The 18,528-nt window shown below is 61.6% G+C and carries 17 protein-coding genes; 14 read left to right on the top strand and 3 right to left on the bottom strand.

Annotation, left to right across the window (positions count from 1 at the left end; translation table 11 throughout):
* Nucleotides 1-89 precede the first annotated feature (89 nt).
* The 3 genes from P6U24_RS27745 to P6U24_RS27735 form a co-directional block, all read right to left on the bottom strand.
* A complete protein-coding gene (locus P6U24_RS27745; RefSeq protein WP_407155625.1) occupies nucleotides 90-2,360 on the bottom strand; it encodes an acyltransferase family protein in 2,271 nt (756 codons plus the stop codon).
* A gap of 27 nt (nucleotides 2,361-2,387) precedes the next feature.
* Entirely contained in the window at nucleotides 2,388-3,176 is a 789-nt protein-coding gene (locus tag P6U24_RS27740; RefSeq protein WP_407155624.1) for an ABC transporter ATP-binding protein, read from the bottom strand.
* A 173-nt stretch (nucleotides 3,177-3,349) separates the two neighbouring features.
* Nucleotides 3,350-4,300, bottom strand: a complete 951-nt coding sequence (locus tag P6U24_RS27735) for an ABC transporter permease (protein ID WP_407155623.1) — start codon at nucleotides 4,298-4,300, stop codon at nucleotides 3,350-3,352.
* A 300-nt stretch (nucleotides 4,301-4,600) separates the two neighbouring features.
* On the opposite strand from P6U24_RS27735, the gene P6U24_RS27730 reads away from it, so the two are divergent.
* The 14 genes from P6U24_RS27730 (at nucleotide 4,601) to P6U24_RS27665 (ending at nucleotide 18,526) form a co-directional block, all read left to right on the top strand.
* Entirely contained in the window at nucleotides 4,601-6,418 is a 1,818-nt protein-coding gene (locus P6U24_RS27730; protein ID WP_407155622.1) for an NF038122 family metalloprotease, read from the top strand.
* A gap of 350 nt (nucleotides 6,419-6,768) precedes the next feature.
* The gene (locus P6U24_RS27725) at nucleotides 6,769-8,274 is read left to right on the top strand and encodes a PfkB family carbohydrate kinase (RefSeq protein ID WP_407155621.1); all 1,506 of its coding nucleotides are present in this window, start codon (nucleotides 6,769-6,771) and stop codon (nucleotides 8,272-8,274) included.
* Between the two features lie 10 nt (nucleotides 8,275-8,284).
* The gene (locus P6U24_RS27720; protein WP_407155620.1) at nucleotides 8,285-9,007 is read left to right on the top strand and encodes a nucleotidyltransferase family protein; all 723 of its coding nucleotides are present in this window, start codon (nucleotides 8,285-8,287) and stop codon (nucleotides 9,005-9,007) included.
* A 110-nt stretch (nucleotides 9,008-9,117) separates the two neighbouring features.
* Complete coding sequence (locus P6U24_RS27715) at nucleotides 9,118-10,056, top strand: NAD-dependent epimerase/dehydratase family protein (RefSeq protein WP_407155619.1); 939 nt, start codon at nucleotides 9,118-9,120, stop codon at nucleotides 10,054-10,056.
* Nucleotides 10,053-10,661, top strand: coding sequence for an SIS domain-containing protein (locus P6U24_RS27710; RefSeq protein ID WP_407155618.1), 609 nt, complete (start codon nucleotides 10,053-10,055; stop codon nucleotides 10,659-10,661). The genes P6U24_RS27715 and P6U24_RS27710 overlap by 4 nt, the downstream gene beginning before the upstream one ends.
* Before the next feature lie 13 nt (nucleotides 10,662-10,674).
* Nucleotides 10,675-11,673 (top strand): NAD-dependent epimerase/dehydratase family protein, encoded by a 999-nt coding sequence (locus tag P6U24_RS27705; protein ID WP_407155617.1) that lies wholly within the window; start codon nucleotides 10,675-10,677, stop codon nucleotides 11,671-11,673.
* 43 nt (nucleotides 11,674-11,716) lie between these two features.
* A complete protein-coding gene (locus tag P6U24_RS27700; RefSeq protein ID WP_407155616.1) occupies nucleotides 11,717-12,565 on the top strand; it encodes a transketolase in 849 nt (282 codons plus the stop codon).
* A complete protein-coding gene (locus P6U24_RS27695) occupies nucleotides 12,562-13,485 on the top strand; it encodes a transketolase family protein (RefSeq protein ID WP_407155615.1) in 924 nt (307 codons plus the stop codon). Before P6U24_RS27700 ends, P6U24_RS27695 begins: the two co-directional genes overlap by 4 nt.
* Before the next feature lie 11 nt (nucleotides 13,486-13,496).
* The gene (locus tag P6U24_RS27690; protein WP_407155614.1) at nucleotides 13,497-14,534 is read left to right on the top strand and encodes a zinc-binding dehydrogenase; all 1,038 of its coding nucleotides are present in this window, start codon (nucleotides 13,497-13,499) and stop codon (nucleotides 14,532-14,534) included.
* A 15-nt stretch (nucleotides 14,535-14,549) separates the two neighbouring features.
* Nucleotides 14,550-15,167, top strand: a complete 618-nt coding sequence (locus tag P6U24_RS27685) for a hypothetical protein (RefSeq protein WP_407155613.1) — start codon at nucleotides 14,550-14,552, stop codon at nucleotides 15,165-15,167.
* A complete protein-coding gene (locus tag P6U24_RS27680; RefSeq protein WP_407155612.1) occupies nucleotides 15,154-16,197 on the top strand; it encodes an aminoglycoside phosphotransferase family protein in 1,044 nt (347 codons plus the stop codon). Before P6U24_RS27685 ends, P6U24_RS27680 begins: the two co-directional genes overlap by 14 nt.
* 27 nt (nucleotides 16,198-16,224) lie before the next feature.
* Entirely contained in the window at nucleotides 16,225-16,887 is a 663-nt protein-coding gene (locus P6U24_RS27675) for a class I SAM-dependent methyltransferase (protein WP_407155611.1), read from the top strand.
* 28 nt (nucleotides 16,888-16,915) lie between these two features.
* On the top strand, nucleotides 16,916-17,827 hold the full coding sequence (locus P6U24_RS27670; protein ID WP_407155610.1) for an SDR family oxidoreductase: 912 nt from the start codon (nucleotides 16,916-16,918) through the stop codon (nucleotides 17,825-17,827).
* Between the two features lie 18 nt (nucleotides 17,828-17,845).
* Nucleotides 17,846-18,526, top strand: coding sequence for a class I SAM-dependent methyltransferase (locus tag P6U24_RS27665; protein ID WP_407155609.1), 681 nt, complete (start codon nucleotides 17,846-17,848; stop codon nucleotides 18,524-18,526).
* Nucleotides 18,527-18,528 lie beyond the last annotated feature (2 nt).

Here is an 18,528-nt window from a genome sequence, read left to right as displayed (position 1 = left end):
ATGCAAAATGGGCCATTGAAGGGCAAAAAGCCATGGGGCCGATGGCCGTATTGGATGACAGGACGCGGCTGACTTGGCGGTCGCGCCCCTTACGGAGCTCGCCTTTCCGCATTGCGAAGAGTAGGCGATGAGTTCACGATTAATGATCCGGCCCATACGGATCCTTCTTTGGTAAAATGGCCCTTGTCCCAGGCGACTGGCACGTTGCCCGTTAACAATGGGCATGCGCCGCCAGGACACATGAGCTCGATGAGAGACACATACTCGGCTCGGTCCAAGCCGCTAAATAGATGGCGCATGAAGTCGTCGGTCTCACGGACAAACGGTTCGAGACGATTGACCGAAACGGCACCGAAGTGTTCGGCCGCGATATAAATCCGAGGAACGGCGTTCGCATATTGCGGGCTGGGACCAACGAGAACGACTCTGGCGCCGGTATCCGTCAACTTTTTGATAGTCTCCGTCAGACTGGCAGTGGCCCGCGAACCAAAGAGCGAACGCGTCCAGTTCGCGGAGATGATTACGATGTCCGGATTAAGCTGTTTCGCGGCATTCAGAACATGGCGGTTAAATGCGTCGCAGGCCTGTGTCTGGCCGTAAGCATCGTACGGCAGGCATGCGGCCATGGTCGCTCGCATGAGAGACGTTGACCGCAGCGCCAGCCTTAGTCCGGGGATCAAATGTGCTGCATGGCTATCGCCCCAGACGAGCACTTTCACGCCAGGCCCGGGTACAATGCAAGAGGGATTTAAATCCTCAAAATGTTGATCGCCGATCAGGAAGCAGGTTTGCGCCTCGTAGGCGGACCGATAGTCGTAACCGAGATAGCTCGCGATCTTCAGCTCTTCCGATGAAAATCGAAGCGGGAACCCGTCGTACAGGATGATCGCGATCGATGCCGCAATCAGCCCCGTGGCCGCAGCGGATAACGCGCGCCAGGTTATTCGCCAGTCAGCGAGGCGCGCCGGCCTTTCGACAAGATAGTAGCTCGCAATGGAAAGAGTGGTGCAGCAAGACAAGAGGGCTATTTTTGCTGCCGATGATGCCGGCGGCCCCCATACAGAATGGGCGAACGAGGCGATCGGCCAGTGCCAGAGATAGAGCGAATAGGACCATGCCCCCACTAGCGTGATCGGCTTTATTGCAGCGATGAACCGTTTGCTGAACGTGGGATTAGACCAGATCACGAGCGCCGCGCCGATGCACGGCAACAGGGCATTGACCCCTGGGTAGGGCGTTTGCCGAGTGAAGGCATTGATGGATACCGAAAGCAAAAGCCATCCGCTGATGCAGGCCAGAAGCTTGAGTCTGTTATCGCGCGATGCGGGTAGCGCTTCGAGGGCAAGGAGAACGCCGATTCCCAGCTCCCAGATTCGAGCTGGCAACAAATAGAACGCGCCTGCCTGGTCGGTTCTGGTCTGCATGATGCAGATCGCAAACGAGACTGTGCAGGCGGTAACCAGGGCAACGAGCATAGTTTGTCGGCGGAGGGAGAGGGCTGCCACCGCCGCTACTGGGAACAGTATGTAATACTGCTCCTCGACTGCGAGCGACCAAGTGTGCAAGAGCCCTTTGTTGATTGCCGCGTCGTCAAAATAGCCCTGCTGCAGCCAAAATAGAAAATTTGAAGAGAAGGTGATGGCCGCAAGCGCTTGCTGGGCGAGATCGGTGGTCTCGCGCGGCAGCAATATCGCGCTTCCCAGAGCCAGGACGCACGCGACCATGGCAAATGCTGCAGGCAAAATCCGGCGTGCGCGGCGCTTGTAGAAATCGAAGAGCGAGAATGTGCCGGAACGGAACTCGGTTCGGATAATGCTCGTAATGAGAAATCCTGAGATAACGAAGAACACGTCGACGCCGACGAAGCCGCTTCTAAAGGGCGGAATGTCATAATGGTAGAAAATGACAGATGTGACGGCAAAAGCCCGAAGGCAATCAATATCGGGGCGATAGATGAGGGATCTCGACGTGCCTTCCATGGTCAGCATCGATGATCCAAGTGTGCAGGACAACGAGGAGTTGGATATCAACGGGAGGAACTCAACCGGCGGATATCGGACGAGAGTCATATCGAAGCGGCTGTTCAGGCGCATCCTGCCAATAAGCCAGGAATCGCGTTGAACAGAACGCTCAAAAAGTGGGCGTCTTTTTGACCTTATGACAGCGGTGTGGTTCGAGAGCGCGAACGCATTGAAACGCCTCTCGTCGGCTAGGCGATGACCATCGAACAATTTCTTGTCGTGCGACAACCTCAAGCGCAGCAGGCATGCACCGTCGGCGGAACTGCGGATGTCGGCCGGAGTGACCGCCCGCCCGCGACCGAGCGCAATGCCTTTGGGCGCGCCGAGCGGCAGCAGCAAAGTGAGAACCACGCGAGGCGCGCAGTCTCAGGCGGCGGCCGTGCTCCAGGCCTGATAGTCGCGCCAGACCTCTTCCGGCTTGCCGTCGGCGCGGATAGCACCCTTTTCCAGCCAGATCGCGCGGGTGCAGTTGTCCTTGACGATGTCCTCGGCATGGGAGGCGATGAACAGGATGCCGGTGCGGCCGAGCAGGCCTTGCAGCCGCGACTGGGCTTTCTTCATGAATGACGCATCGCCCGCGCCGATCCATTCGTCCATCAGCAGGATGTCCGGCGTGATCGAGGTCGAGATCGCGAAGGCAAGCCTCAGCACCATGCCGCTCGAATAGGTGCGGACCGGCATTTCCAGGAAGTCGCCGAGTTCGGTATGCTCCGCGATATCGTCGATATGCAGATCGATCTCCTCGCGTTTGAGACCAAGCAGCATGCAGCGGATGCGGATATTTTCGTAACCGCTTGCTTCCATGTCCATGCCGAGCGTCAGATCGATCAGCGATGCCACGCGACCGCACACAGTGATAGAGCCGCGAACCGGCTCGTAGACGCCCGAGACGGCCCGTAGCATGGTTGATTTGCCGGCGCCGTTATGTCCGATCAAGCCGATGCGTTCGCCATGTTCCGCCACGAGCGTGACATCGTTGAGAGATGACACCACCACTCTTTGATCGGAGCCGACGCCGATGCGGCCACCGGTGGTGTATTCCAGCACGGAACGCTTAATCGACCGGCCGTGGGCCGAATAAATCGGGAATTCGATGTAGACGTGTTCGAACTTGACCGAACTCAATCGCCTGCCGCGGATCGGGAGTGTAACCATCGACGTCACCTGATGCTCCGGTTCCGAAGTTCGCGCATATTGTGGGCCGGCTCCTGAGCGAACTTCGGAAGCTTAAGAGCGCCAGCAAGTCCATGGTTCGAGTGAAGGAGCGATTTTGAACTCTTCTCTAGGGGGGCGGCATCCCTGACGTCGCCACCAGTTCGCCGCTCCGGCTACAACCAATAGGCGATGCGTGCGCGCGTCCTACCAAAGAACCAGAAGGTCAGTAGTGAACCGCCGATCGCGCAGAAGATGAGTACCGCATACGCGGCGGCAGGAGGAGCATGCCCGAGTAGAGGGGCTCGGACAGCCTCCACCAGATAGTAAAAAGGGTTCAGCTTGACGAACCACGACAAATGTTCCGGCAGGGTTTCAGGGCGATACATTACCGGGGTGACGAAGAATAGGATTTGCAGAACATTGGCAATGATCGGCGGCAGGTCGCGGAAGCGGGTGCAGAAGACAGCGATGATAATCGAGATCCAAGCGAAATTGGCGAGCATCAGCGCCAGGCCCGGCACCAGCAGCGCCAGCCGCCAGTTCAATAGCGCGGGTTGCCAGATGTACAGCAGCACCATGACGGCGAGGTTGTGGGCGTTGATGATGAAATTGCGGAAGATCGTCCGGAAGATGTGCAACGAGAGCGGCAGGCCGCCCTGCTTGATCAGTCCATCAGCCTGCACGAAGGCAAGCGTGCTCTCGTTGATCGTGCCGGTGCAGAAGTTCCAGACGATGAAGCCGGCTGCGATATAGGGCAGGAAAGAGTGGACGTCCTGCTTGAACAGACCAGCATAGACTGTGCCGAGCGTCAGCACTAGGATCGACATGCTGATCGTGATCCAGAACGGACCGAGCACCGCGCGCCGATACCGCTGCTTGACATCGAGCGAGGCGAGCGAGATCCATAGCCGCCATTGGCGCAGGCCTGCGAAAATGTCCGCGATCGCTGCTTGGCTCCGCGATCGGCCGATGCCGAAGTAGACGACGACGGGTGTTTCCTCCTGCGCCAGTTGCTCCTCGCGCCGCACATCGACCTGTCGGTCCAAACCTGCCGTCATCATGTCTGCAGCGCTCTTCGCCCTCGTTGGTCCGCGCTCTATATGGCATATCCCACTGGCAGGCAACTGGCCATCATGTCATTGATTCCAAGCCATTTTGGGCCTTTTTGGCATTGCGCTGCCGACACCGGTGTTTCGCCTGCTCCGGTGGCCGGCCTCATTCGCCGAGATGAGTCCGGAGGCCATTATTAATCAATGCGAACTGCGGTCGTTCTGGAAAGTGAGGCTAAGGCCGAACAGAGCCCGAAATGAGCGATATCGTGCGCAAGAAAATTCCTGCACCCAATGTTGCCGTCGTGCACGCCGGCCGGTATTTCAGTCGTTCGAAATGGCATCATTGATTCTGCGTGGGCGAGGGAGGCTGCCGTGAGTCTTGTGATCAACGTCAGCTATGATTCTTCCATCAACAACGCGCCGGCCGGCTACATCACGGCGATTCAGGCCGCGGTGAACTATTTCGAACAGAACTTCACCAATGATGTCACGCTCAACATCAAATTCGGCTGGTCGGCCCTGTCGGGCAATGCCCTTGCGCAGAACAGCTTCTATTTGAACTACTTCAGCTACGCGCAAATGAAGTCATTGCTGACTGCATCCGCGCATTCTGCCGATGACGCAACGGCCTATGCGAGCCTCCCAGCGTCCGACCCGACGCCGGGCGGAGCGAGTACCTGGGCGCTTTCTGTTGGACAAGAGAAGGTGCTCGGATTGACGCCCGGCAGCACTCCTTTTGATGACTATGTGGTGCTGAACAGCTCGGTTGCCTGGACATTCGACCCCAACAATCGCGCCGTCGCCGGCGAGTACGACGCGATCGGTGCCATCGAGCACGAGATTTCAGAGGGGGGCTTCGGCCGGTTCGGCGATCTGAACCTGAACGGATATTACACGCCCCTCGATTTGTTTCGTTATTCGTCGGCGGGCGTTCGCGATTTTAGTCCTGGTCACAACGACTACTTCTCCATCGACGGCACGCACCTGCTGCAGGAGTTCAACAATCATAATGTTTATGGCGGCGACGTCTCGGACTGGTACCCGAATGTCCAGGGTGATTCGTTCGGGGACGGTTATCCCGGCGTCGCCGGTCAGATTACGCCGGTCGATTCGACCGTTCTTGATATTCTGGGATGGACCCGAGCTGCGATAGTCGGGCCGAATCTCAAATTCGTCGGTGCGAGCGATTTCGACGGCAATGGCCAAGCCGACCTCGTCTGGCAGAACGGCGGCTCCGCTACAATCTGGGTAGATAATGGCAATAATTTCGTCCAGCAGGCGATTTCGAATGCGTCGATGGGGGCCGAATGGACAGCCGATGGGGTCGGTCACTCTGCGCAGGGGACGAAGGAGATATTCTGGGACAATGGTCAAGGCGGCGACGTCGCGGTCTGGCAGGTGAGTGGAACCAGCCTGGTCAGCGCCGCCGTGCCCGGCGGGCACATGGGCTCCGAATGGAGCGTAGTCGCCGAGGGCACCTTCAGTGGCAGCGGTAACACCGACGTGTTGTGGCGAAGCGCGAGCGGCAGCGCTGCGATCTGGACGATGAACGGGGAAAACCTCTCCGGCGCCGCGGTCCTAGCGCCGACCCTGCAGAGCGGGTCGCGCGCCATTGCGGTCGGAGATTTCTTCGGGACCGGGCACGATTCGGTGCTCTGGGAAAACAACTCCGGCAGCCTGACGAGCTGGTCCCTCAGCGGATCGACCGTGAACGGACAGGCGAACGTCGGTGCGATCGGATCGGAGTGGCACGTGGCAGGTGTCGGCCATTTCCTCAATGATGGCGCCGTTGACATCGTTTGGGTGGATACCTCGAACAATGTCCAGATATGGCAGATGAACAACGGGGTGATTTCGAGATTCATTACTCCTGCCGGCCATGTAGGAACGGAATGGCGCCTTCAGAGCGTGTCCGACTTCACCGGCGATGGGAACAGCGATCTGCTCTGGCTGCGAAGTGACGGCGCGGCCAGCCTCTGGCAGATAAATGGTAGCTCGGTGGCAGCCTCGTTCTATGGGGGAACGCCTAGCGGCGACACTCTGAATCTCACACCGCCGGCGGTCGCTACAGGCAACGCGCAGCCCCATGATCTTCTGCCGAATCTTCCCCCGCCGGTATTGCATCAGGACGCCGACCAATCGACTACGTTGCCTGTGGTTTCGCTGTTCGATCATCATCTGCTCGTCTGACGAGCAGCAGCTGCGAAGCCGATACGCAGCGCTGATCATTAGCGATCCCCATGGCGTTCGCGCTGACAAGAATTGTGTTTTTTTGTGATCTGCGCATCTTGCTGCTGGACACAGCTCGCGAGACTGCGCTGGATGGAAAAGCTCAATCCTTTCAGATTTTTATGGGTGTGTGTCAGACTCGGATTGTCTGCAACCGGAAGCTTTCTCCCGTCCTTGATTCGTCCGATCTTGCTTCTCTCTCCCGCTGAGTTGGGCTAAGCGGGGCTTCTGGTCGGTGTCGTTGATGGGTAGAGAGCCGGCCGAGCGTGTGATTGGCGGCGTTCGCGCGCCGTCAGGTGGAGGCGGGTTCCTTGGACCAATTGATCGATCGAGTGCATGTGGACCAAGTTTGTCAGGCGATTCGCGCCTCATGCGAGCCGGAGCAGACCGTTGCGTTCGTGTCCGGTAACTTCAATGTCGTCCATCCCGGCCATCTCCGGCTGTTGAAATTCGCGGCCGAGCAGGCAGACGTGCTTGTTGTCGGCGTTAATTCGGATGCGACGCCGGGGGTCAATCTGCCGCAGGACATGCGGCTCGATAATGTGCGGCCGATCTCATTTGTGCACCATGTCGTACGCCTGGAGACGAGTCCATCGGATTTCATCGCGCATCTGAAGCCCACCGTCGTCGTCAAGGGTAAGGAGTTCGAGGATCGAGATAATCCGGAACAGGCTGCAGTCGACGCCTATGGTGGACGCCTGATCTTTTCCTCTGGCGAGCTGCGATTCGCCTCCCTGGCGCTGCTGGAGCGTGATGCCAATGTCGACATCTCGACGGTGCGCAAGCCGCTCGAATTTCCCAAGCGTCACGGATTCGAGATCTCTCAGTTGAAGGGACAACTCGGCAAGCTCGCGGGCATGCGGGTGGCGGTGATCGGCGACCTCATCGTCGATGAATACGTCACCTGCGACGCGGTGGGCATGTCGCAGGAAGATCCGACCATCGTGGTGACGCCGCTGATGACGAGGACCTTCGTCGGGGGCGCGGGCGCGGTCGCGGCTCACGCGCACGGGCTCGGTGCGGACGTTAATTTCTTCACTCTCGTCGGAGACGACGAATCATCCCGTTTCGCCCGCTCAACGCTCGAGCAGCACGGTGTCAGCTTCAATCCGTTCGTCGACTCGACGCGGCCGACCACGCGCAAGCAGCGCTTTCGCGCGCTGAACAAGACGCTGCTGCGGGTCAATCACCTGCGCCAGCACGCCGCCGATGCCGAGATCCAGCGCCAGATGCTGGCATCGGTCGATCGGGCCCTGAAGACGTGCGACCTCTTGCTGTTCTCCTGCTTCAACTATGGCTGCCTGCCGCAGGATCTGGTCGATGCCATCGCTGAGCGCGCCACAGCTAATGGCGTGATGATGGCGGCGGACAGCCAGGTCTCCTCGCAGACTGGCGATGTCTCCCGCTTTAGGAACATGACGCTGCTCACCCCGACCGAGCGCGAGGCGCGTGTCGCGCTCAACGACTTCACCTCCGGTCTTGCGGTGATCAGCGATCGGCTAACTCAGCGGGCGCGAACGATCAATCTGGTCATCACGCTCGGCGCCGAGGGCGTCCTGATCAACACGATGCTCGACGGCGTGCTGCACTACGACCGCCTGCCTGCGTTCAACCCCTCGCCCAAGGATGTCTCCGGCGCCGGCGACAGCTTCTTCATGGCGTCCTCCATGGCGCTGCGGGCCGGGGCCGATATCTGGCAAGCCTCCTATCTCGGCTCGCTGGCGGCGGCCTTGCAGGTCTCTCGCGTCGGCAATCTGCCGCTGACGACGGCCGAGTTGGTCCGGGAAATCGACGAGACCGGCTTCAGCCACGAGTGAGGATGTTCCGATGCGTGCCCTTCTGCTCGCAGCCGGAATCGGCAGCCGGCTGCGACCGCTGACCAACACGACGCCGAAATGCCTGGTTACTGTGCATGATCGGCCGCTGGTGGACTATTGGCTCGACCTCGTGTTCGAAGGCGGCATCGAGCGCGCGCTGCTCAACACCCACTGGCTTGCCGGGCAGGTGCGCGCGCATGTGGAAAACTCGCGATGGCGATCGCGAATCGATCTCGTTCATGAGGACGAATTGCTGGGAACAGGCGGCACCGTGCTGGCGAACCGCGATTGGTTCGGCGCCCAGCCCTTTCTGGTAGCGCATGCCGACAACCTGACCGATTTCGACGTCGCCGGCCTGATCGCGGCTCATAACAGTCGGCCGGCCGGCTGCATCATGACCATGCTGGCGTTCCGGACCGATGACCCGCAATCCTGCGGCATCCTCGAGCTGGACGAGCAGAACCGGGTGCTCGCCTTCCATGAGAAGGTGGAGAATCCGCCCGGGAACCTCGCCAATGGCGCCGTCTACATCTTCGAGCCGGAGGTCATCGACGACATCGCGCAGCTCGGAAAAAAGGTTGTCGACCTCTCGACCGAGATCATCCCGAACTATCTGGGACGGATTTTCTGCGTGGAAACCAGCGGTTATCATCGGGATATCGGCAACCCGGAAAGCTTGCGCCGGGCGCATTCTGAGTTTAAGCACAAACCGCGCCAAGGCGGGGGCGGCTAACGGGCGGCTGTGTCGCCGGGGACTGATTCGTGTTTTCCTGCCGTATTTCGGCAGATGCGCCCGACGCAAGAGCGGGTTTGACGACAGGCTGTTGACGGGGACATCTTGAGATGAAGATTTTCGTGACTGGAGCGTGCGGCTACAAGGGCAGCGTTCTCGTTCCCAAGCTGCTGAAGGCCGGCCACCAGGTTGTTGCCTTTGACATCATGTGGTTCGGCAATTTCCTCGACCCGCACCCGGACCTGACGGTCGTCAAGGGCGACGTGCGCAATCCCGATGAGATCGACCTGACCGGAGTCGACGCGATCATCCATCTGTCCAGCGTCGCCAATGACCCCTGCGGCGATCTCGATCCGAAGCTGACCTGGGAAATCTCGTGCCTGGCGACCATGCAGCTCGCCGACCGCGCCTACCGGCACGGCATCAAGCGCTTCATCTACGCCTCATCGGGCAGTGTGTATGGCGTGAAGGAAGAGGAGCAGGTCACCGAAGACCTCGAGCTGCTGCCGATCTCCGAATACAACAAAACCAAGATGTGCGGCGAGCGGATCGTGCTGTCCTACAAGGACGACATGGTGGTGCAGATCGTGCGTCCCGCGACGGTCTGCGGCTACTCACCGCGGCAGCGCCTCGACGTTTCCGTCAACATGCTGACGATGCAGGCGCTGATGAACGGCCGCATCACCGTGTTCGGCGGTGACCAAACGCGCCCGAACATTCATATCGACGACATCACCGACCTCTATCTGTTCCTGCTCGATCACCCCGAGCACACCGGCATCTTCAATGCCGGTTTCGAGAACATCTCGATCCTCGACATCGCCCATATGGTCGCCAAGCATGTCAAGGCGGAGATCGTGGTGACGCCGTCGAACGATCCGCGCAGCTATCGCGTCAATTCGGACCGGCTGCTGGCGACCGGCTTCCGGCCGAAGAAGACGGTGGAAGATGCGATCAAGGAAATCATTGGGATGTATTCCCAAGGCCAGCTCAAGAACGAGGACCGCTGGTACAATCTGAAATGGATGGAAAAGGAAGTCGTGAAATGAACGTGCTTGCTTTCCGGACCCCCGGCGCCCTGTTCGCCGACTACACCAGCCGCTTCAGCGACATCCTGAAAGGCTTCGACTGGTCTCCGGTCGAGAAGCTTGCCTACGACCTGCGCGACTGCTGGCAGACCGGCCGTCAGGTGTTCTTCTGCGGCAATGGCGGCAGCGGTGGCAATGCCAACCACCTCGCCAACGACTTCCTTTATGCGCTGTCGAAGACGCCGGGTTCCGGACTGCGCGTGCATTCGCTGTCATCCAATCCGTCCGTGATCACCTGCCTCGCCAACGACGAGGGTTATGACCGGGTCTTCTCGCTGCAGCTCGCGGTGCTGGCGCGCAAGGGTGACGTGCTGATCACCTTCTCCGGCTCCGGCAACTCGCCGAACATCCTCAAGGCGCTCGAGGAAGCGAAGAGGATCGGCATGACCTCCTATGCCGTGCTCGGCTTCTCCGGCGGCAAGGCCAAGGCGCTTGCCGACATTCCGATCCATTTCGCCGTCGACGACATGCAGATCGCCGAGGACGCGCAGATGGTGATCGGCCACATGATCATGCAGTGGCTCTACGCCCAGCGCGGCGACATCATCAGGACGCGCGAGGTCTGACGGAAACCAGGGTATGGCGGGCGACGAAAAGTATCTGATCCTTGGCTCGAACTCGTTCTCGGGCGCAACCTTTGCCGACTTCCTGGCCGCGGCCGGTCACGACGTGATCGCGACCAGCCGGTCGGACGAGCCGCACGATGCCTTCCTGCCCTACAAATGGCAGAAGCGTCCTGGCAAGGTCCGTTTCAAGCGGATCGACCTCAATCATGATCTCGAGGCGCTGAAGGCGCTGCTGGCCGCCGAGCGTCCGACCCATGTGGTGAACTTCGCCGCCCAGAGCATGGTCGGCGAGAGCTGGCTCTATCCGGACCACTGGATGATGACCAATGTCGTCTCCGCGGTGCGGCTGCACGATCTCCTGCGCAACTATGACGGCCTGGAGCGTTACGTCCACGTCACGACGCCTGAGGTCTATGGCTCGACCGAAGGCTGGGTGCGCGAGGACGCGCCGTTCAATCCGTCGACGCCCTATGCGGTCTCCCGCGCGGCCGGCGACATGAGCCTGCGCACCTATTTCGCCAACTACCAGTTCCCGGTCGTGTTCACCCGCGCGGCCAATGTCTATGGCCCCGGCCAGCAGCTCTACCGCATCGTGCCGCGCACTATCGTGGCGGCGATGACCGGACAGAAGCTGCGGCTCGACGGCGGCGGCAAGTCGGTGCGCGTGTTCATCCACATGACCGACGTCTCGGATGCGACGGTGAAGATCGGGCGCAAGGGCGTGCTCGGCGACACCTATCACATCTCCGGCTATGAGCTGGTCTCGATCCGCACGCTGGTCGAGATGATCCTGGCCCGCCTCGGCAAGAAGTTCGAGGACTGCGTCGAGATCGGCCCCGAGCGGCCGGGTAAGGACACGGCCTACACGCTCGACAGCTTCAAGCTGCGCACCGAGCTCGGCTGGCGCGACACCTATTCGCTCGAGCAGGGCATCGACGACGTTATCGCCTGGGCGCGGCGTTTCGAGGCCGACATGGCGAAGCTGCCGACCAAGTACGACCACAAACCCTGACGATCCCGCGCTGACCCGTTGGGAAGCGCCACTGGAGAGCACGATGAACGTTGCAGTCCGGAGCACAACAGGCGCACCCGATGCCGCCGTCTTGAAGGCGCAGGCCGCCAAGCTGCGCGGAAAGATCATCGAGATGTCGCACAAGGCGCAGGCCGCGCATCTGGCATCGTCGCTGTCCTGTGCCGATGTGCTTACCGCCGCCTATTGGCACGTGCTCAGCATCGATCCGAAGAAGCCGACCGACCCGCTGCGCGACCGCTTCATCCTCTCCAAAGGCCATGCCGCGGCGGCGCTGTTCGCGACCTTGGCGATGAAGGGCTACTTCCCGCTCGAAGAGCTCGACACCTACTGCCAGGACGGCGGCCGGCTCGCCGAGCATCCGCCGGCGAATCTCCTGCCCGGCGTCGAGGCCGCCACCGGCTCGCTCGGCCATGGCTTGCCGCTCGGCTGCGGCATGGCGCTGGCCGGTCGCATCAAGGGTGAGACCTACCGCGTCTTCGCGCTGCTCTCGGACGGCGAGAACAATGAAGGCTCGGTGTGGGAGGCCGCGATGTTCGCCGCCGCCCAGAAGCTCGAGAACCTCTGCGTCATCGTCGATTACAATAAGTGGCAGGCGACCGCGCGTTCCAACGAGACGCTGATGCTGGCGCCGCTGCGCGACAAATGGGCTGCGTTCGGCTGGGATGCCCATGAGATCGACGGCCATGATGTCGGTGCGCTGGCGCAGGCCATGCAGAACATCCCGAACGGCTCCGGCAAGCCGGTGGCGCTGATCGCCCACACCGTGAAGGGCAAGGGCGTGTCGTTCATGGAAGACGACAACAACTGGCACTATCGCGCGCCAACTGCAGAGGAAGTCGTCAAGGCGAACAAGGAGCTTGGGCTGGCATGAGAAACGCATTCGCCGACGAATTGACCAAGCTCGGCAATGACGACCCGCGCGTCGTCATGCTCTCCGGCGACATCGGCAACCGCCTGTTCGACAAGTTCAAGGACAAGCACCCCAGTCGCTTCTTCAACTGCGGCGTGGCCGAAGCCAACATGATGGGCGTCGCCGCCGGCATGGCCATGAATGGGCTGCGCCCGGTGGCCTATACCATCACCCCGTTTGTTACAACGCGCTGCCTGGAGCAGATCCGAACCGACGTCTGCTATCACGAGGCGCCGGTGACCATCGTTGCGGTCGGCGCCGGCCTCGCTTATTCCGGCCTCGGCCCCACGCATCATGCCTGCGAGGACATTTCGTTCCTGCGCTCGATCCCGAACATGGTCGTGATCTGCCCCGGCGACGCCTTCGAGGTGCGCGGCGCGCTACGGGCGGCCATGCAGCAGGACCGTCCGGTCTACATCCGCATGGGCAAGAAGGGCGAGCCGGTCGTTCACAAGGGTCCCATCGCGGATTTCAGGATCGGCAAGGCGATCACGCTTCAAGAAGGCAGCGAGGTCTGCCTGCTCTCGACCGGCAACATGCTGCCCGAGGCCATCGAGGCTGCGCATAAGCTGAAGGACAAAGGCATCTCAGCCGAGGTCGTCAGCTTCCATACCGTGAAGCCGCTCGACGAGGACAAGCTGAAACAGGCGTTCGGCCGCTTCAAGCTGGTCGCGACCATCGAGGAGCATTCGCTGATTGGCGGCTTTGGTGCCGCTGTCTCCGAATGGCTTGTTGATACCGAGACGAAAGCGCAGAGGTTTGTGCGCTTCGGCACGCCCGACGCCTTCTTCAAGAAATCAGGCGAACAGGAATATGCCCGCGAGGTGCTGGGGCTCACGGGCCATCAGATCGCGGACAAGATCGTCCACGCGTTGAGCTGAGATTTTTAGCGATGAAAACCCAAGCTGCCCTCCTGGTCCAGACCGGCCAACCGCTCGTGCTGGCCGATATCGAGACGCCGGCCTTGAAGCCGGGGCAGGTGCTTGTCGAGATCGCCTATTCCGGCGCCTGCGGCACGCAGGTGATGGAGTGGCGCGGCGACAAGGGCGAGGACAAATGGGTGCCGCATTGCCTGGGTCACGAAGGCACCGGCACGGTGCTGGAGGTCGGCAGCGCGGTCACCAAGGTCAAGGTTGGCGACAAGGTCGTGCTGTCCTGGATCAAGGGCACCGGCATCGAGGCGGGCGGCGCGGTCTATGACTGGGATGGCAGGAAGGTCAATGCCGGTGGCGTTACCACTTTCCAGCGCCACTCCGTGGTCAGCGAGAATCGCCTGACGCTGCTCCCGCCGGATCTGCCGATGGATGTCGCCGTGCTGCTCGGCTGCGCCGCGCCGACCGGCATGGGCGCGGTCTATAATGTGCTCAAGGTGCAGCCGGGCGATGCGGTCGCCGTGTTCGGCACCGGCGGCATCGGGCTGAATGCGCTGATGGCAGCCGCGCTCGCTGGCGCCATGCCGGTGATCGGCATCGATCCGAACCCGACCCGCCGCGCGCTGGCTCAGATCTACGGCGCGACCCATGTGATCGACGCGGCCAGCGACGTGCTTGCCGAGATCAGGAAGATCGTGCCGCAGGGCGTTGATCTTGCGGTGGAATCCTCAGGCATTCCGGCTGTCATGGAGCAGGCCATCAATTCGACCCGCCAGCAGGGCGGCCGCGCGGTGGTGATCGGCAACGCCAAGCATGGCGCGGTGCTGCCGCTCAATCCGGGCGTCTTCAACCAGGGCAAGAGCCTGCTCGGCACCTGGGGCGGCGACAGCGTGCCGGACCGCGATTACACCCGTTACGGGCGGCTTTTGAGCTCCGGCCGTTTCCCGGTGCGGGACCTGTTATCCAAGCCCTACAGCCTCGCGCGGGCCGATCAGGCGTTGGCTGACCTTGCCGCCGGCAAGGTCGGCCGTCCGCTGATCGACATGTCGCTGCGCTGACGTTCCGGTTGAGCGATGCGGATCGGGATCGATTTCGACAACACGATCGCCTGCTATGACGGCGTGTTTCATGCGGCCGCGCTGGAGCGTGGCCTGATCCCGGCCGACCTCGGCCGCGATAAGAACAGCGTGCGCGATCATCTCAACGGCTCCGGACGGAAGGACGACTTCACCGAGCTGCAGGGCTATGTCTATGGCGCCCGCATGGACCTGGTGTCGCCCTATCCGGGCTTCGCCGAGTTCGTCGCGGCCAGCCGCAAGGCGGGCCATGACCTCTTCATCGTCAGTCACAAGACCAAGCATCCGATCCTCGGCCCTCAGCACGACATGCACGCCGCCGCGCGCGGCTTTCTGACCGATCGCGCCCTGATGGGACCGGGCGAGGCGCAGATCGCGCCTGAGCGCGTGTTCTTCGAACTGACCAAGGAGGAAAAGGTCGCGCGCGCCAAAGCGCTTGCATGCGAGGTCTTCATCGACGACCTGCCGGAGATCCTCGGCATGAGCGGATTTCCTGTGGGCATGCACAAGGTCCTGTTCGATCCCGAGAACCAGTTCGCGGACAAGGCAGCCCAGTACGACCGCCGCGCGTCCTGGGCGGAGATCGCGGCGGATTTCGCCCGTGCACGCGTCTGAGGCGGTTCCGGAGCGCGATGCTGCGCTGCTGGCGCTGGCGCAGCGGCTGACCGTGGAAGCCGGCCGAGGCGCGCCGCGTGCGCTGATCCGGCTCGCCGGCGGCCGCAACAACCAGGTCTACCGGCTGGACACCGATGACGGCCCGCTGGTGCTGAAGCGATACTTTAGGGACGCGCGCGACAGCCGCGACCGGCTCGGCGCCGAATGGAGCTTTGTCACCCACGCCTGGTCGCGCGGCATCCGCGCGGTGCCGGAGCCGCTCGCCTGCGATCGCGCCGAGCAGGCCGGGCTGTACAGCTTCGTCGAGGGGCGCAAGCTGACCGCGGCCGAGCTCACGCCAGCCCATGTCGAGGCTGCGATCGATTTCGTGCTCGCGGTGAACGAGCCGCCCCGCCCCGTGCTGGCGCCGGGCTCGGAAGCCTGCTTCTCGCTGGCTGACCATATCAGCACCATCGGCCGCCGCGTCGCGCGTCTCGCCAGGCTTGACGATGACGTGCCGCACGTTGCCGAGGCGCGAAAGCTTGTTCCGCATTTGCAACTGATATGGGATGCCGTGAAGGGGCTGATCCGCGCCCGCGCGTTGCGCGAAGGGCTCGAGATGAATCAGGCGCTCAGCGCCGACGAGACGTGCCTGTCGCCATCCGATTTCGGCTTCCACAACGCGCTGATCGACGACGCGGGCAAGCTGACCTTCCTGGATTTCGAATATGCCGGCCGCGACGATCCAGCCAAGCTGGTGTCCGATTTCTTCTGCCAGCCGGACGTGCCGGTGCCGCTGTCGCTGCACGGCCATTTCATCGACCGCATAACGCAGGGACTCGACCTCGATGCGGCCGGCGTGGCGCGCTGCCGCCTGCTGCTCGACGCCTATCAGATCAAGTGGACCTGCATTATCCTCAACGACTTCCTGCCGCTCGGCGCGACAAGGCGCGCCTTTGCCGATGCAGGCGCTTGGGAAAAGCGCTGCGCCGAGCAGCTTGCAAAGGCCGAAGCGAAGCTCGCTCTGGTCTGCGCCGACGACACACCCTAACGACATTCCCCGATCCGGAGCATCCTCATGGCCTATCGCGAGTTCGTCAGTCTCGTCCACAAATCGACCAAGCGCGACTATCTCGCGCGCGTCACCCAGCGCGACAAGGCCGAAGTCGCCGAGATGGCGGTCAAGTTCGACTATGACTATTGGGACGGCAGCCGCGAGACCGGCTATGGCGGCTATAAATATGACGGCCGCTGGCGCAAGGTCGCCGATGCCATGATCGCGACCTACGGCATCAAGCCGGGCATGCGCGTGCTCGACGTCGGCTCCGGCAAGGGCTTTCTGCTGCACGATTTCCGCGAAGCCATCCCGGACCTCGAGGTCGCCGGCATCGACATCTCCACCTACGGCATCGAGCACACGATGGAGAGCGTGAAGCCGTTTTGCCAGGTCGGCAGCGCGGCGAAGCTGCCCTGGCCGGACAACCATTTCGACCTCGTGATCTCGATCAACACCCTGCACAACCTCTACAACTACGATCTCGACGCCGCGCTGCGCGAGATGGAGCGGGTCAGCCGCGGCGCCAAGTATCTCTGCGTCGAGGGCTACCGCAACGAGCGCGAGAAGGTGAACCTGATGTACTGGCAGCTCACCTGCCGCATCTTCCACACCCCCGAGGAATGGGACTTCGAGTTCAAGCGCTCCGGCTACACCGGCGATCACGAGTTCATCTTCTTCGAATGAGCGGAACGGCAGATCGACAGGACCGCACATGCGCGCAGTCGTGATCGGCGCTTCCGGCTTCGTCGGAAGGGCCATTCTCTCGCAGCTCGGTCCGGACCGGGCGATCGGCACGCGGCACAGCCATGCTGGAGCCGGGCTCGTGCGTTTCGACGCGCTCGCCCATGGCTTCGCAGATCTGCAACGGGAGATGCGCGGGGATTTCACCCATGTCATCCTCGCTCATGGCGCAATCAACCCCGAGCAGTGCGCCCGCGATCCGGCTGGAACCGCGAAGATCAACGTCGAGAGCATTATCCGGCTGATGTCCGAGATCATGGCGGCAGGGCTGACGCCGGTGTTTCTATCGACCGATTATGTGTTCGACGGCACCCGTGGATTGCGGACCGAAGACGAGCCGCAATGCCCGAACACCGAATATGGGCGGCAGAAGGCGGCGGTCGAACAGTGGCTGCAGGCGCGTTCCGAGCCCTGGCTTATCGCGCGGCTGTCCAAGGTCGTCAGCGGCGACCGCAACATTCATTCGGTGCTGGGGCAATGGGTGAACGATGTCATCGGCGGGAAGCCGATGCGCAGCGCCACCGACCAGATCTTCTCGCCGCTCCATGTCGACGACATCGCCGCCGCCATCATCAAGCTCGTAGAGCAGGGTGATACCGGGATCTATCATGTGGCGGGTCCGGACGCGCTCAGCCGGTATGACTTGAATAAATTGCTGGTTGGCTGCATACAGGCAGTCGATCCCGGCGTGAGGGCGGTGGTCGAATCCTGCAGCCTGCGCGACATCAATTTCTTGGAGCGGCGCCCGCTCGACACGTCGGTTTCGATCGAGAAGCTGCGTAAAGCAGTCGACGTCCCCCTTCGTTCGATGACGCAGGTTTGCCGCGAAATCGCTGAGGCTCAGTTCAAGTCGCCCGCGAGCGGCGCGGCCGGGCTCAATTAAATAATCAATGAGGCAGTCGTGACTGATCAGGCTCAGACCAAAGAACCGCAATATGAGTTGCTGTATCGGGTGAAGCAGGAGCATGGCATCAGCCGCTTCGGCATCATGGCCAACGAGTCCTGGAACAAGGACCCGCGCCGCACGCTATTCACGCTCGCACGCTACAAGTTCGTCTCGAAGATGTTCGAGGGACGCAAGCGCGTGCTGGAGATCGGCTGCGCCGATGCATTCGGCACCCGTCTGGTGCAGCAGACGGTCGGTCATATCACCGCGACTGATTTCGATCCCTTGTTCATCCAGGACGCCAAGGAGCGGCTGGACAAGCATTGGCCGATGGACCTGATCATCCACGACCTGTTGTCGGGTCCGATTCCGGGATCGTTCGACGCGGTCTATGCGCTCGACGTGCTCGAGCACATCGAGCCGGCGGTGGAGCGCCAATTCCTGACGAATGCGCTCGGCTCGCTGGAGCCGAACGGCGTCGCGATTTTCGGCATGCCTTCACTGGAATCCCAGGACTACGCCTCGCCGCAGAGCAAGGCCGGCCACGTCAATTGTAAGACCATGCCGGATTTCAAGAAGCTGATGGAGGAGTACTTCCACAGTGTCTTCATGTTCTCCATGAATGACGAGGTCGTTCATACCGGCTATCACAAGATGGCCCACTACTTGTTTGCGCTCGGCGCGCACAAGAAGTAGCC

Origin of the sequence: Bradyrhizobium sp. STM 3557 (genome assembly GCF_045571465.1) — a bacterium.
Lineage (GTDB): Bacteria > Pseudomonadota > Alphaproteobacteria > Rhizobiales > Xanthobacteraceae > Bradyrhizobium.
This window is presented reverse-complemented; position numbering and strand designations above follow the sequence as displayed.